11 protein-coding genes are annotated in these 14203 nt (G+C 42.4%); 4 read left to right on the top strand and 7 right to left on the bottom strand.

Features of this window, described 5'->3' with window-relative positions; all coding sequences use genetic code 11:
* Positions 1-7 precede the first annotated feature (7 nt).
* Complete coding sequence (locus RB215_RS13300; protein WP_089368817.1) at positions 8-2035, bottom strand: methyl-accepting chemotaxis protein; 2028 nt, start codon at positions 2033-2035, stop codon at positions 8-10.
* A gap of 110 nt (positions 2036-2145) precedes the next feature.
* On the opposite strand from RB215_RS13300, the gene RB215_RS13295 reads away from it, so the two are divergent.
* Entirely contained in the window at positions 2146-2916 is a 771-nt protein-coding gene (locus RB215_RS13295; RefSeq protein WP_041454596.1) for an NAD-dependent epimerase/dehydratase family protein, read from the top strand.
* On the opposite strand, the gene hutH is transcribed toward RB215_RS13295, so the two are convergent.
* From hutH to hutC, 3 genes are read right to left on the bottom strand one after another with little or no spacing between them, the layout of a single operon-like run.
* On the bottom strand, positions 2913-4445 hold the full coding sequence (hutH, locus tag RB215_RS13290) for a histidine ammonia-lyase (protein ID WP_192531516.1): 1533 nt from the start codon (positions 4443-4445) through the stop codon (positions 2913-2915). The genes RB215_RS13295 and hutH overlap by 4 nt on opposite strands.
* Before the next feature lie 2 nt (positions 4446-4447).
* Complete coding sequence (gene hutU / locus RB215_RS13285; protein ID WP_182683861.1) at positions 4448-6121, bottom strand: urocanate hydratase; 1674 nt, start codon at positions 6119-6121, stop codon at positions 4448-4450.
* 20 nt (positions 6122-6141) lie between these two features.
* Positions 6142-6855 carry a histidine utilization repressor gene (hutC, locus tag RB215_RS13280; protein WP_192531518.1) on the bottom strand — a complete coding sequence of 238 codons (714 nt, stop codon included), beginning with the start codon at positions 6853-6855 and terminating at the stop codon, positions 6142-6144.
* Positions 6856-6975: 120 nt separating this feature from the next.
* Between hutC and hutI the strand changes: the two genes are divergently transcribed.
* Entirely contained in the window at positions 6976-8223 is a 1248-nt protein-coding gene (gene hutI / locus RB215_RS13275; protein WP_192531519.1) for an imidazolonepropionase, read from the top strand.
* 41 nt (positions 8224-8264) lie between these two features.
* Positions 8265-10034, top strand: a complete 1770-nt coding sequence (locus tag RB215_RS13270; RefSeq protein WP_372811821.1) for an EAL domain-containing protein — start codon at positions 8265-8267, stop codon at positions 10032-10034.
* Here RB215_RS13270 and RB215_RS13265 read toward each other — a convergent pair.
* Both RB215_RS13265 and rraA read right to left on the bottom strand, forming a co-directional pair.
* Positions 10031-11080 (bottom strand): formimidoylglutamase, encoded by a 1050-nt coding sequence (locus RB215_RS13265; RefSeq protein WP_192531520.1) that lies wholly within the window; start codon positions 11078-11080, stop codon positions 10031-10033. The two genes, RB215_RS13270 and RB215_RS13265, sit on opposite strands and share 4 nt — an antisense overlap.
* Before the next feature lies 1 nt (position 11081).
* Complete coding sequence (rraA, locus tag RB215_RS13260; protein ID WP_011329377.1) at positions 11082-11579, bottom strand: ribonuclease E activity regulator RraA; 498 nt, start codon at positions 11577-11579, stop codon at positions 11082-11084.
* Positions 11580-11913: 334 nt separating this feature from the next.
* Between rraA and RB215_RS13255 the strand changes: the two genes are divergently transcribed.
* On the top strand, positions 11914-13794 hold the full coding sequence (locus RB215_RS13255; RefSeq protein ID WP_309216542.1) for a methyl-accepting chemotaxis protein: 1881 nt from the start codon (positions 11914-11916) through the stop codon (positions 13792-13794).
* 27 nt (positions 13795-13821) lie between these two features.
* Here the strand turns inward: RB215_RS13255 and RB215_RS13250 are convergent, their stop codons facing one another.
* Entirely contained in the window at positions 13822-14196 is a 375-nt protein-coding gene (locus RB215_RS13250; RefSeq protein WP_179808003.1) for a gamma-butyrobetaine hydroxylase-like domain-containing protein, read from the bottom strand.
* Between the last annotated feature and the right edge of the window lie 7 nt (positions 14197-14203).

Raw genomic sequence — 14203 nt, 5'->3', positions numbered from 1 at the left:
CCGGCGTTTATAGTTTAAACTGGTTTACCGTTTTATTTAATGCCCCTGCAAGGTCACTTAAATCATGTGCTTCATTGGCAAGTGTGTGTGCATGCTCTGCGGTACTATTAACTAAACTATTAATAGCACTAAGGCTGGTATTAATATCTTCTGCTACTACCGTTTGTTGCTCGGTAGAGGTGGCAATTTGATGACTTTGATCTTGTACTTTAGTTACCGACAGGGCAATGCTTTGTAGTGAGCTAAGTACTTCTTTTGTTTGCAACACAGAGTCCTCGGTTTGTTTTTGCCCTTGTAGCATCATACTAGAGGCTTGCTGAGCAATTTGCTGTAAACGGGTAATCATATTGCGAATATCGTCGGTTGACTCTTGTGTACGACTCGCCAACGAGCGAACTTCATCGGCAACAACGGCAAAGCCGCGGCCATGTTCTCCGGCGCGGGCCGCTTCTATGGCTGCATTAAGCGCGAGTAAGTTGGTTTGATCGGCAATTGAGTTAATTACATCAACCAATGCGCCTATGTTATTACTTTCTTGCTCAAGCCCGGCAACCACCTTAGAGGCTTCGCCAATATGTTCAGCCAGCGCACTCATTACACTTTGTGCTTGGCTTGAGCGGCTTGCACCATCGGCAGTAATTGCTTGTACTTCTTCTGCTGCGGTATTTGTTTGCTGTGCGTTACGTGATATTTCTTGCACGGTAGTGGCCATTTCTGTCACTGCGGCACTAACACTATCTACTTGTTGTTTTTCTTGCTGAATTTCTGAATTCGTTTGTTGCGATACCGTTTTAAGCTGATCGGCAGCGGCACTTAATTGCTCAGCTTGTGCTGCGGTGTCTAGCATCATCGCTCGCAACTTATCAATAAAGGTATTCATATGATTAGCCAGTTGGCCTACTTCGTCTTGGCTATCAATATTAATTTTTTGGGTTAAATCACCCTCGCCAGAAGCAATGTCGCGCATAATATGCGTGAGTGTAGTGATTGGTTTTGAAATCATATGGGTGGCCCATAAAATCATTGCTAAAATAATCACTAAAATAATGATAACAGCGGTTGTAGTGGTTGTAACCGCAGCATTTACCGGGGCTTCAATCATACTGGTTGGAATTAATAAACCCACATACCAATCTAAATGAGGCTGCTCTAATTGTAGGCGGTTATAAACCACATAAAATTGCTCGCCTTTAAGCATAACAGTTTGGCTACCCGCGAGGTTATTTTGCATTGCACTGTTAAGTGTTTTAAACCCTGAGGTATTATTAAATTGTTGTTCAAGCGCATCGAGTCCGTCTTTACCGTTAGGGCCTTCGTCGGTGACAGAGAGTTTATGCCCAGATGCTTTTGAAAAGTGCACAACTTTTTGTTGATCATCTAATAAAAAGCCATAGCCTTGGCCGTTAAAGCGAATGTTTTCGACCATGTCGTTAATTTTATTAAGTTGTAAGTCAACGCCGCCCACACCAATTAATTTGCCTTGTGGGTTATAAACAGGTTGTTGTACAACTGCTGAGGCATCGCCGGTGGTTAAGTCTACCGAAATAGGGCCTACGTAAAGCTTATTAATTTGCATTGCTTCTTGCCACCAACCTCGTTTGTACGCGTAGTAAGGTTCGCCATTATAATATGCAGTACGTTCGTTTTCTTTAAAGTACTCGCCGGTAGTGGCTGAGGCAAAAAAAGCAGATAAAATATTTTCATCATTTGCACTTATGCGTACAAAGTCTTGATTTATAGCCAAGTAGCCGTTGGCATTTTCTAGGGCTTGATCGCGCTTATCCCACGCGGTAAAAAAATTCACCAAATGCGGATTATTAATAAAGGTGGCAACTACTTTACCGTATGTAGCAAAGTAACTTTGCATTGATAATTGCTCGCTTTGTAAGTAGCTTTGAGCCTCACGCTCTATATTAACTCTGGATAGTTTGGCAATATGGTTAACAAAAAAAGTAGAGGCAATGAGCAGTAAAATAGTAATTGTTCCGCCAATCAATAATAATATTTTTTTTCTTAATGATAAGTTATTTAGCATAAGTGCACATGTTGTTATTGTTTTTGTAACAGATATCTAAGCATATTTAATTTTAGAACTCTATGAAATGAGTTAAGAATTATACATTTAAATAAACGGGGTCATATAAATTGAATCATCAGAGTAACAACTTAGTGGTACTAGGCGCGGGCTGGCTAGGCAGTGCTTTGTGCGTTAATGCGCAGCAAGCAGGTTGGCAAGTGCAGGGTACACACCGCTCAGCAGTGCATGAGCATGATTTTGAACGTCAGTTTTTGCTAGAAAATGGCCAGTTAACGCATCAAATTGATTTACAAAATGCCTACTGGGTGTGCGCTATTCCTCCACGTAGTCGCCATAGTGAAAACAATTATGCGCAAACATTAACGGCAGCACTTACACTGGCAAAAAAACTGAATGCTAAGGGCTTTTTACTTTGCTCATCAACGGGAGTGTACGATCAAGAACCAGGTGTATATAGCGAAAGCAGCGATATTTCGTGTACAAACGAGCGACAAATAAAGCTATATGAAGCTGAAGAGCAAGTACTAGAGCAAAACGGTAAAGTGCTGCGCTTAGCCGGTTTAGTTGGACCCAATAGAGAGCCGGGGCGTTTTATTGCAGGTAAAGAGCTAAATACCTCTGCCGAGCAAGTCGTTAATATGGTGCATCAGCAAGATGTGATTAACGCTATTTTTGCGGTGCTTGAGCATTGGCATCAAGGGCAGAGTATTTATAATGTGGTTAACCCGTCGCATCCTTGTAAGCGCGATTACTATGCGCAAAAGTGCCAACAACATGGCGGCGAAATGCCACGCTTTACGGGAACAGATACGGCTGAGCGCAAAGTGCTTGGCTCAGCCATTGAGGCATTAGGGTTTAGTTACCAATACGCAATTTAATAAGATACTAAGCAGTCACCCTCAATAAAGTTGCATAACTTGCCTGCGTTTAATAACGCATTTGCAGCTTCAATATCGGGGGCAAAGTAACGGTCTTTATCGTAGTAGCTTACATGCTCGCGCAGTAAGCTTTTAGCACGCTCTACTTTAGCAGCAGCTGTAAGCGGCTTTCTAAACTCTAACCCCTGCGCGGCCGCTAACCATTCAACAGCAAGTACGCCTTGGGTGTTATCGGCCATTTCCTTCAAGCGCCTTGCCGCAAAAGTGGCCATAGACACATGATCTTCTTGATTCGCCGAGGTTGGCAAACTATCTACAGAAGCTGGGTGGGCAAGTGATTTGTTTTCAGATGCCAGGGCTGCGGCAGTTACTTGGGCGATCATAAAGCCTGAGTTTACGCCGCCATTTTCAACTAAAAAAGGCGGCAATTTAGATAGGCTAGAGTCAATTAGTAAAGCAATTCGGCGCTCGGCAAGTGCGCCAATTTCAGCAATGGCAATTGCTAAGTTATCGGCGGCCATTGCCACCGGCTCTGCATGAAAATTACCGCCAGAAATAATATCACCCACATCAGCAAATACCAGCGGGTTGTCGGTTACGCCGTTAGACTCACATAATAAAACTTCTGCCGCCTGGCGAATTTGGGTTAAGCAAGCACCAAGCACTTGTGGCTGACAGCGTAAAGAGTAGGGGTCTTGTACTTTTTCACAATTTACGTGTGATTCACTAATTTGTGATTGTGGACCTAGCAAGGCTCTAAATATAGCTGCAGTATCTATTTGCCCTTGTTGGCCTCGAATTTCATGAATACGCGCATCAAATGGTGCTCGGCTGCCCATGGCCGCTTCAATACTCATAGCGCCAATTACGCAGCTTTGTGCGTATAAATCCTCTGCTCTAAATAGCCCTTGTAATGCAAAAGCAGTCGAGGCTTGGGTGCCGTTTAAAAGGGCTAAGCCTTCTTTAGCGGCTAAGGTAAGTGGTTTTAGCCCCGCAATTTTAAGCCCTTGCTCGGCACTCATTATTTGCCCTTGGTGGCGCATGTGGCCTTCGGCTAGTAACGGCAAGCACATATGAGCAAGCGGTGCTAAATCGCCCGATGCACCCACCGAGCCTTTTTTAGGCACGCAAGGGTATACTTGGCTATTAAGCAACTGGATAAAAAATTCAATGACCTGCAAACGAATACCAGAATAGCCACGCGACAGTGAATTAATTTTTAAGGTGATCATTAAGCGTACGGTACTGTCATCCATATACTCGCCAATACCTGCCGCATGCGAAAGTACAATAGAGCGTTGTAATAGCTCTAGTTCGTTATCGGCAATTTTGGTGTTAGCTAATAAGCCAAAACCGGTATTAATACCATATACAGTGCGGTGCTCGTTAATTACGTTTTGCACTGTTTGTGCGCTGGCAGCTATTTGCGACTCGGCATGCTTTATAAGGCTCAATTTTACCGGTGAATTATTAATTTTTCTTAGTGTGTTTAAATCAAGCGAGCCGGGGGTGAGAGTTAGTTCAAGCATGATCATTCCTCGTTTAACATTGGTAAGTCTAGGTTTTGCTCTTTTGCACAATTTTTTGCTATATCGTAGCCTGCATCCGCGTGGCGCATAACTCCAGTTGCAGGGTCGTTCCACAGTACGCGGGCAATACGCTGTTTTGCTTCGTCGCTGCCATCAGCCACAATAACTACGCCTGCATGTTGGCTAAAGCCCATACCTACGCCACCGCCATGGTGTAGCGATACCCAAGTTGCACCACTGGCTGTGTTAAGAAGTGCATTGAGTAATGGCCAATCAGATACCGCATCAGAGCCATCTAGCATAGCTTCGGTTTCGCGGTTAGGGCTAGCAACCGAGCCAGAGTCGAGGTGGTCGCGACCAATAACAACCGGGGCTTTAAGCTCGCCATTTTTAACCATGTTGTTAAAAGCGAGCGCAAGACGGGCTCTGTCTTTTAATCCTACCCAGCAAATACGCGCCGGTAAGCCTTGAAACTGAATACGTTCACGCGCCATATCAAGCCAGTTATGTAAGTGTGCGTCATCGGGGATTAACTCTTTAACTTTGGCATCGGTTTTATAAATATCTTCGGGGTCGCCCGACAGTGCCACCCATCTAAATGGGCCAATGCCTTCGCAAAATAAAGGACGAATATACGCAGGTACAAACCCTGGGAAATCAAACGCGTTGGTAACGCCTTCATCAAATGCCATTTGCCGAATATTGTTGCCATAATCAGTGGTAGCAGCGCCCGCTTGTTGCAGCGCGAGCATAGCTCTTACTTGCACCGCCATTGATTGCTTAGCTGCTGTTACAACCGCTTTTGGGTCTTGTTCGCGCATTTTAGCTGCATGTTCCATGCTCCAGCCTTGCGGTAAATAGCCATTTAGCGGATCGTGCGCTGAGGTTTGATCGGTGACCACATCGGGAGTAACGCCACTTTTAACTAAAGTGCTAAACACATCGGCAGCATTACCAAGTAACCCGACCGAAAGAGCGTCACCTTTTACGCACGCATTAGTTATAAGTTGTAGTGCGTGTTCAAGGTTGTTGGCTTTAATATCTACGTAACCGGTTTTTATTCTAAAATCGATACGGGTTTCATCACATTCCACCACTAATGCACAAAAGCCTGCCATAGTTGCAGCAAGAGGTTGTGCGCCGCCCATGCCACCAAGCCCGCCAGTTAATACCCATTTACCTTTAGCACTGCCAGCAAAATGTTGTTTAGCCATGGCCACAAAAGTTTCGTAAGTGCCTTGCACTATGCCTTGTGAGCCAATGTAAATCCAAGATCCCGCGGTCATTTGCCCGTACATCATCAAGCCCTTTTTATCGAGCTCGTTAAAGTGCTCCCAATTAGCCCAGTGCGGTACTAAGTTAGAATTAGCTATGAGTACTCGCGGCGCATTACTGTGGGTTTTAAATACCCCTACAGGTTTACCCGATTGTACGAGTAGCGTTTCGTCATCTTCGAGTCTATCGAGAGTTGCTATAATTTTGTCGTAACTGGGCCAGTCACGTGCAGCGCGACCAATGCCGCCATAAACAACTAATGCATGGGGATGCTCTGCAACGTCAGGGTCTAAGTTATTCATTAACATGCGTTTAGCGGCTTCGGTTTGCCAACTTTTAGCGCTAATTTTATCGCCGTGGGGGGCGCGTATTGTGCGGTTGTTGTCGAGTCGATTGTTCATATTTACTCCTGTTGTAGTTTTTAATTATTATTTTTAAAAGTTAAGTGACCACCTAAACGATACTTACTCCCAGGTGAAACAAGTCGGGCATAACTCACAATGCCGTTGCTTGACCAAGTACGGCGAATGAGTTGCAGGCAAGGTTCTTGACTCGATAAGTTAAGCCACTGGCACATTTGTTTATTGGGCATAATGGCTTCCACCGTATGCGTTGCTTGGGTAAGCGGGGCTACATTCGATAAGTACTCATGTGGAGTAAGTAGCGTAAAATTTTGTTGTAAGTACTGCGCGGCAAAAGCGGGGTTTACAAAGCGTTCCTCTACTTGCAGTGGTTTGGCATTTTCGTTATGCAGCAATACACTGCGATACACAGTGCTGTTAACTTTAATACCCAGTGCAATGGCAATGCTAGCAATTGCGGGTAACGACTCAAGCGCCAAAACCGTACAGCTATAATTACCATTACGTTCTTTTACTTCATCGGCAATATTTTTAATTTCAAGCAATGACGACTGCGATTTAAAGCTAGCAACAAAGGTGCCTAACCCTTGGCTGCGAGTTAAAATTCCCGCCTCGGTTAGCTCGCTTAATGCGCGTCGAGCGGTCATACGGCTTACAGAAAATTGATTGCTTAGCTCGTTTTCAGAAGGCACACGCTGGTTTTCTTGCCATGTAGCACTGCTAATTTTATCAACTATAAACTGTTTTATTTGTGCAAATTTAGGCGTTGTCATGGTGTATTTAATTGTATTAAAAATAAACTATAAGATTAAGATGGCATAATTGCCTTGTATATACAAGACGGGTTGTTAGACTATATTTTAGTCATTATAAAAAACACAAGGGCGCGCAATATGCAAAGTGCAACACCAGGTTATGAATTAGAAGATATTGATTTACTGCTTACCGATGCCAACATTGCCACTATGGATAGTGCTGTAGAGGCGCCTTATGGCGCGATAGAAAATGCAGCCTTAGCAATCAAAAATGGAAAAATTATGTGGCTAGGTGAGCAAAAAAACTTACCTAGTTTTGATGTGTTTGCAACGCCTACTTTGAGTATAAAAGGGCAATGGTTAACCCCAGGGTTAATAGATTGCCACACGCATTTAGTATTTGCAGGCTCTAGAGCAGAGGAGTTTGAGCAGCGCTTACAAGGGGTGAGTTATGAGCAAATTGCTGCCCAAGGTGGCGGTATAACTAGTACAGTTAAAGCCACCCGCGCTGCCGATCATGAGCAGTTATTTGTAGCCGCCAAAGATAGGTTAAATACGTTACTGGCAGAGGGCGTGACAACGGTAGAAATAAAGTCGGGTTATGGACTCGATACTGCCAACGAAATAAAAATATTAGAAGTGGCGCGCTTACTTGATGAGCATCACCCTATTAATATTAAAACCACCTTTTTAGGGGCGCATGCGCTACCACCAGAGTACAAAGGGCGTAGCGATGACTATATTGATTTAGTATGTAACGATATGCTTGATCAGGTAGTGGTTAATAACCTTGCTGATGCGGTTGATGTTTTTTGTGAGAATGTAGGCTTTAGCTATACCCAAACCAAGCGGGTGTTCGAGGCGGCAAAAAAACATAACTTGCCAGTAAAATGCCATGCCGAGCAACTCTCTAATCAACACGGTGCTGAGCTGGTGGCGCAATTTAACGGGCTATCGGCTGATCATATTGAATACCTAGATGAAGATGGCGTAAAAGCGATGGCACAGGCCGGCACAGTAGCAGTATTGTTGCCTGGCGCATTTTACTTTTTAAGAGAAACACAACTTCCGCCAATAGCTTTGCTTAATCAATATAAAGTGCCTATAGCGATTGCTAGCGACTTTAATCCGGGCACCTCACCGCTGTGTTCGCTACAATTAATGATGAATATGGCATGCACATTATTTAGATTAACACCCGAGCAGTCACTTGCTGGAGTAACTCGTAATGCTGCTAAAGCTTTAGGGTTAACAGACCGCGGAGTTTTAAAAGTAGGTGCGAGGGCCGACATTGCACAGTGGCAAATAAGCCATCCAGCACAATTAAGTTACCAGTTTGGGGTAAATAAACTGTTAAACTTATGGATTATGGGTAAACTTATTTAGTCACACCTTTACCCCAGACCGATAAGTAGGCCTTAATATTTATGCTTTTATTTAATTTTTTAGCCAGTACCAGTAGTGCTAATTTGAGCTTGATTAGCGACAGTGGCTTGCCGGTTTTTTTTAGTGGCGCCTTACTTATGGCGATGATCGCTACCTTGCTGAGCGTAAAAAATACAGCATCTAGATTAAGCTACTTATGCACAGGGTTAATAGGGTTGGCTATTTTAAGCAGTGGTGCTGCATGGCTTAGCGCTTTACTCGCATTAGGTTTTGGCTTTAATTTGTGGCATGCAATTGTACATAAAAACAAGCTGTTAATTATATTAAGTGCACTTGCTGCGGTGTTGTTTATAGCATTACTTATAGCCATTGCAGCGTTTGGCATTACACTGTTTTGGATTGTTAGTGCGGTGTTGTTATTATCATTAACTGGGTTTATTACTAATAATGAGACACTTAATCAAGCGCCCTTGAAGCAGCAGCAAGCAGCACCTGAACATTACATCGAAAGCTCTCCGCTGGCCTCTTTTGCCGATAAACAAAAATTACGTCAAGGTTATAATACGTGGCGTAATAAAGCACCGTCACTAGGGGCGTTGGTAATTCTTCGTTTAGAAGGTTTTGAGCAAGTTAATCAGCATATTGGGCGTGATTTTGGTGATTTACTGCTTGCTCAGTCGGCGAATAGAATAAAAGAATTACTCAATAATGATGGCATTGTATCGTTAGAGGACGATGAAAAACTAACCCATTTAGGAGGGCTTAATTTTGCCTTTATTTGTAACTTAGCCAGCCATAAACACTTGCATGAAAAAATAATTACCGAAATATTTGGCGCTACACTTAAACCTTTTAATGTGGCTAACTGCACTATAGAAGTGACCGCAAGAGCAAGCTATGTGCATTGTAATGAGCAAGATGAAGACTTTGACAATTTAATTAAATCGGCTTATTTAGCACTTGATAGCCAGCCAAAACAACAGGTGGTTGCTTATCATCAACAAATGATGATCGAGCAGTTAGAGCAGCAAGCACGATTAAAAGAGCTTGCAGAAATTGATTTCACCAATGAGTTCGAGCTGTATTTTCAGCCGGTTATTGTAAATGATAATGGCCAAATTGAGTTTTTAGAACTATTACTGCGTTGGCAGCATCCTAAGCAAGGCATACTTTCAGCGAGTCGTTTTATTGATGATATTAGAATTGCAGGGCTTGCTTACCCACTGGCTATATTTGTTATAGAGCGCGCTGCTGAACTTGCAATGGCATTGCGTATGGAGGGCTTTGCAGTGCCATTGAGCATTAATGTATTTGGCCCTGAAATGCTCAATGAAGAGTTTGTAGAATTTGTAACGAGTGCTATGAAAGAGCATAACTTAAGGCCTGGCGATTTAATTGTTGAGTGCCCGCTACATATTTTTACTAACCTAGATGACAAAGGGCGAGCCATGATTGCGCGGCTTAATAATATAGGCTTAAAAGTGTGTGTTGATGGTTTGGGCGATAACCCCGTTTCGCTCTCTAAGTTACCTAGTTTAGCGGTAGAATACATTAAAGTCGCGCCAGCATTAACTGCTGATTTTAGTAATCAAAACAATATTCGCAGCCTAGTTGTTGGTATGGTGCAAATGCATAATCAACAAAGTACTAAGGTTATTTTTGAAGGGGTTGAAACCCTAGATCAGCTTAAATTTGTAAAAAGCCTAAAAGGCTATGCTGCACAAGGCTATTATTTTGGCCACCCATTAAGCAGTGTTGGTTTAATGAGCTGGTTAAAGCAGTGGCAATTAGCGCAGCAGCAAAGTAATTAAGCACACTCTTTGGCTTGCAGGTAACTATTCACTAGTGCGCTAATAACTTGTCCGCAATGCACTTTACCGGCTTCAATCCCGCTGGGATGTTGAATAGGAGCTGCTTCGCATAAGTGCAAGTAGTGAGAGTGGCGGTTGCTTGCAGCTAAATGCACAAAGTGCTCAGCGTCACTTACGCTAAAACCACTACAGGTATAAGCACTTACAGGCATAAATGCAATGCTATCTAAATCAACCTCAACACCTAGAGGCGCTGCATCAAAACTCTTCAGCGCATTGCTCACTGCTTGAGTTAGATTAATTTCACGTTTAACGGCGATTGACTGATAGCTATTAAAAGTAAAATTAGCAGCGGCTAACGCATCTATAATAGCTTGATTGTTTTTTAGCTCGTGCAAGCCAATAACATGGTAACTTTTTAAATACTGCGCGCTGTACGCATAGCTAAAGCCATTACCACTGTGGCGGCCTTCGCATTCTCGAAAGTCGGCGTGGGGATCAAAATTTATAGCGTTAATAGCGGTGTTTTTATACTTAGCTAACGCTTTTATAATACCTAAGCAATTATTATGGCCGCCACCAATAACAATGGGTTCAAGCCCCGCTTTAAATATTAAACTTAATATAGCTTCTACGCGTTGATCAAGTTGCTCACATAACTCACGCAACTGTGTTAAATGGGCAGGTTTTTGGTTGTCGAGTAGAGCGCTTTGCGCCATTAAATCAGCTGTGTGCACTTCGCCAAGTAACAGTACTTTTTGCGTGGCAATAAATTGATTATAAGGCTGGTTTAAAAAACGTTGTAAAAAAGCCGGCCATGCTTGCTCTGCACCCCCGGCTCCTAAGTTTGCTTTTGGGCCAATATCTTCACAAATACCCAGTAACACGTAGCGCATGCCAAATTGTGCGGCATCGCTAAGCGCTTGTTGTATATTTACGTCGGTATCGAGTAATGACATTGACTGCCATACTTTGGTTTCGTTAGCGCGACTAGTGCAAAACGACTTAACCGCGCTTTCATCGTAAACGTTTAAATAGTGCGCCACGTTATATTTCTACGATTTCCAGTTCTAGCTCTTCTGCAGATAATACAATGCCGGTGCTGTCGGCATAAATAAAGTCATCATCAAAAAACGATACGCCAGCAAAGTTAACCCCAATGCCGTCTTCGCCTGCGCCTTGGCTATCTGCTGCAACCGGAATAGAGGCAATAGCTTGAATGCCTAAATCAAGCTCTTCAATTTCGTCTACGTGGCGTACAGCCCCGTAAACAATAATACCTTGCCAGTTGTTTTCAAGTGCAAGTTCGGCCAGTTCAATATCGATAAGCGCACGACGAGTAGAGCCACCACCGTCAATAAGTAGCACTAGGTCTGTACCATCTTGAGAAAGTAATTCACGGATAAGTTCATTATTTTCAAAACATTTAACCGTTTTAATGCGGCCACCAAAGCTGTGTCGGCCACCAAAGTTGATGAACATAGGTTCAAGCACGTCAACCACATCGGCAAAGTGGTCACATAAGTCAGAAGTGCTGTAATCCATTATTTTATCCTCAAAAGATACATTAGTTTATGCTTCAGTATACCCTCCTTATATGCAATAACAACGACTTAATCGCAGTAAATTTAGGCAAAATAGGCGGCTAATAAATAATTTGTAATCATTGGCCTATACAATGTATAGGCCTTAAGTTATTGCTGGCATATAATCCGCAACTAAATAATTGCGCGGTTAATTAAGCTAAATAACGTCACTTTAAAAAGTGCTCAGCAGTGCAGGTGTTTTAGTGTTTTTCGGTATTTCTTTCTTTGTTAAAAGCTTAAGTTATTTAAGTGTAAGTAACAGAGTTGCTCATTAAATTTTTAAAGGTGTAACAATGATTGTTTTGCAAAACTTGACCATTAAGCGGCGTTTACAGCTAAATGCTTTAACTGTTGCTTTGGCCATGCTGGCTTTTTTATATGTAATTATCACAGGTTCACAAACCACGTTAAAGTTAACTAACATCACGCAACAGGCCGAGCAGTTAAACATTCATCAGTTGCAGTTAAGTGCACATGAAAAAACCTTTTTGTTTTATAAACAGCCACAAGCACTCTCATTATTTGAACAAGAATACGCACAATTAAATAAACAAATAATTCAATTACAATCGCAAATGCAAGATTCAGAGATTGATACACAGCAGATAACCCTCTATATGCGTTTAATAAAAAGCTTTTATAGTGATTTTAATGAGGTTGTGCGACTGCAAAAAAGGATTGGCTTACATCAAGACGATGGGCTTTATGGGCAGCTGCGAAGTGCTGTGCACGAAGTAGAAAGTTTGCTCAATCAACAAGATGAATACCAGCTATTGACCCTAATGCTACAGCTAAGACGTGCCGAAAAAGACTTTATGTTACGTTTGGATGAAAAATATTTAGCAAGTTTTCAAGATCATGTTGATACGTTACAACAAAAAATAACGAGCTCATCACTAAGTCAAAACATTAAAAGTAATTTAAAAAACCTACTGTCTAATTATCAAAGTGCTTTTCAAACATTAGTAAAAGCGCAGCTTGAGTTAGGTGTTGATCTAGACTCTGGCGCACTTGGGCGCATGCAACAAAGTGTAGATCAAAGTGATCAGTTGGTAATGCAGCTAGTAGCAGATACTAAATTGCAAGTTGAAGCCAGTATAGCTAAAGCACAGTCGGTCGCTATTATGGTGTTTATTATATCGGGTATTATAGTTTTAACCCTGGTTTACTTAACCAGTCGCTCTATTATTGTACCTGTAGAGCGTATTTACCAATCTATAAACAAGATTCGACGCAATAATGATTTAACAGTAACTATTGAGCAAATTGGCAATGACGAAATTACGATAATGTCGAAAGATTTTAATAGCTTAATTGGTGACTTTAACAGCCTTATAAACGAGGTGAATGGGGCTTTAAATGCGTTAAATATCGCTACTGAAAATCTATCAGAAAGTACTGCCGCAACCAGCTCGGGTATGCAAGATCAATTACATGAAGCCGATATGGTGGCCACCGCGGCGACCGAAATGCAGGCGACCATTCAAGATATTTCACATAATACTGAAGCCGCGGCTAAAAAAGCCGAATCGACTAATTTAAGTGCGCAACAAGGTCGTAGTGAGGTTGAGTCAACCGTCGCCCATATTAGAGGGTTGTCTGACTCTTTAGAGCATGCCTCAAGTGTTGTTTCTTTATTAGAAAAAGACGGTGAAACAATAGGCTCTGTGCTTGATGTTATTCGTGCGATTGCCGATCAAACTAACTTGTTAGCGTTAAACGCCGCTATTGAAGCCGCTAGAGCGGGCGAGCAAGGCCGAGGCTTTGCTGTGGTTGCAGATGAAGTGCGCTCATTGGCTCAGCGAACACAAGAGTCTACAAGTGAAATAGAAGGCATAATAAATACTCTACAACAGCGCACTCAAGAAGTGGTGAGTATTATGCATCAGTGTCGCTCACAAGGTGATGAAAGTGCATCGCAAGCAAATAGAGCTGGTGAGTTACTCGGATCAATAACCGAAGATGTGCAAACGATTATGGAAATGAGCACACAAATTGCTGTGGCAATTGATCAACAAAGCCAAGTCGCATCTGAAGTAAATAAAAATGTGGTGAGTATTCGTGATATTGCCAGAAACACCTCAGGGCACGCTGCTAACAATGCGCAAACAAGCGAAGAAGTATCAGCGCAAGCACGAGTGCTTTTTGCTGCAATTGACAAATTTAAGGTTTAAAACTTAGCAATAAAGTACCCGTATAGTTTAAGGAATAAACTTTATGGGTACGCTGTCTTTAGAGTTATTGTGCTCACTAACTCGCTTTAAATACTCATCCCAGAGAGTCGCTTGCTGCGCCTGTAGCTTTGCAAAATATTGCCAGCTAAATAGCCCGCTATTGTGGCCATCGTCAAAATCTATACGCAGTGCGTAATGACCAACATGAGCTATGTTTTTAATACCAACAGACTGTTTATTGAATACTAATTTCATTGGCCCTGAGCCATGCCCTTGCACTTCTGCAGAAGGGGAGTGCACACGTAAAAATTCACAACTAAATACGGCTTGGCTGTCATCATCAAAGTAAACATCTAAATTTTTGCTAACGCTGTGGTAATGTACTTTTGTTACGTGTTTCATTTTTATC

Origin of the sequence: Pseudoalteromonas sp. HL-AS2, assembly GCF_031198805.1 — a bacterium.
Classification (GTDB): domain Bacteria; phylum Pseudomonadota; class Gammaproteobacteria; order Enterobacterales; family Alteromonadaceae; genus Pseudoalteromonas; species Pseudoalteromonas nigrifaciens.
Note: the sequence above shows the minus strand (reverse complement) of the source record. Positions and strands in the feature narration are given on the sequence as shown.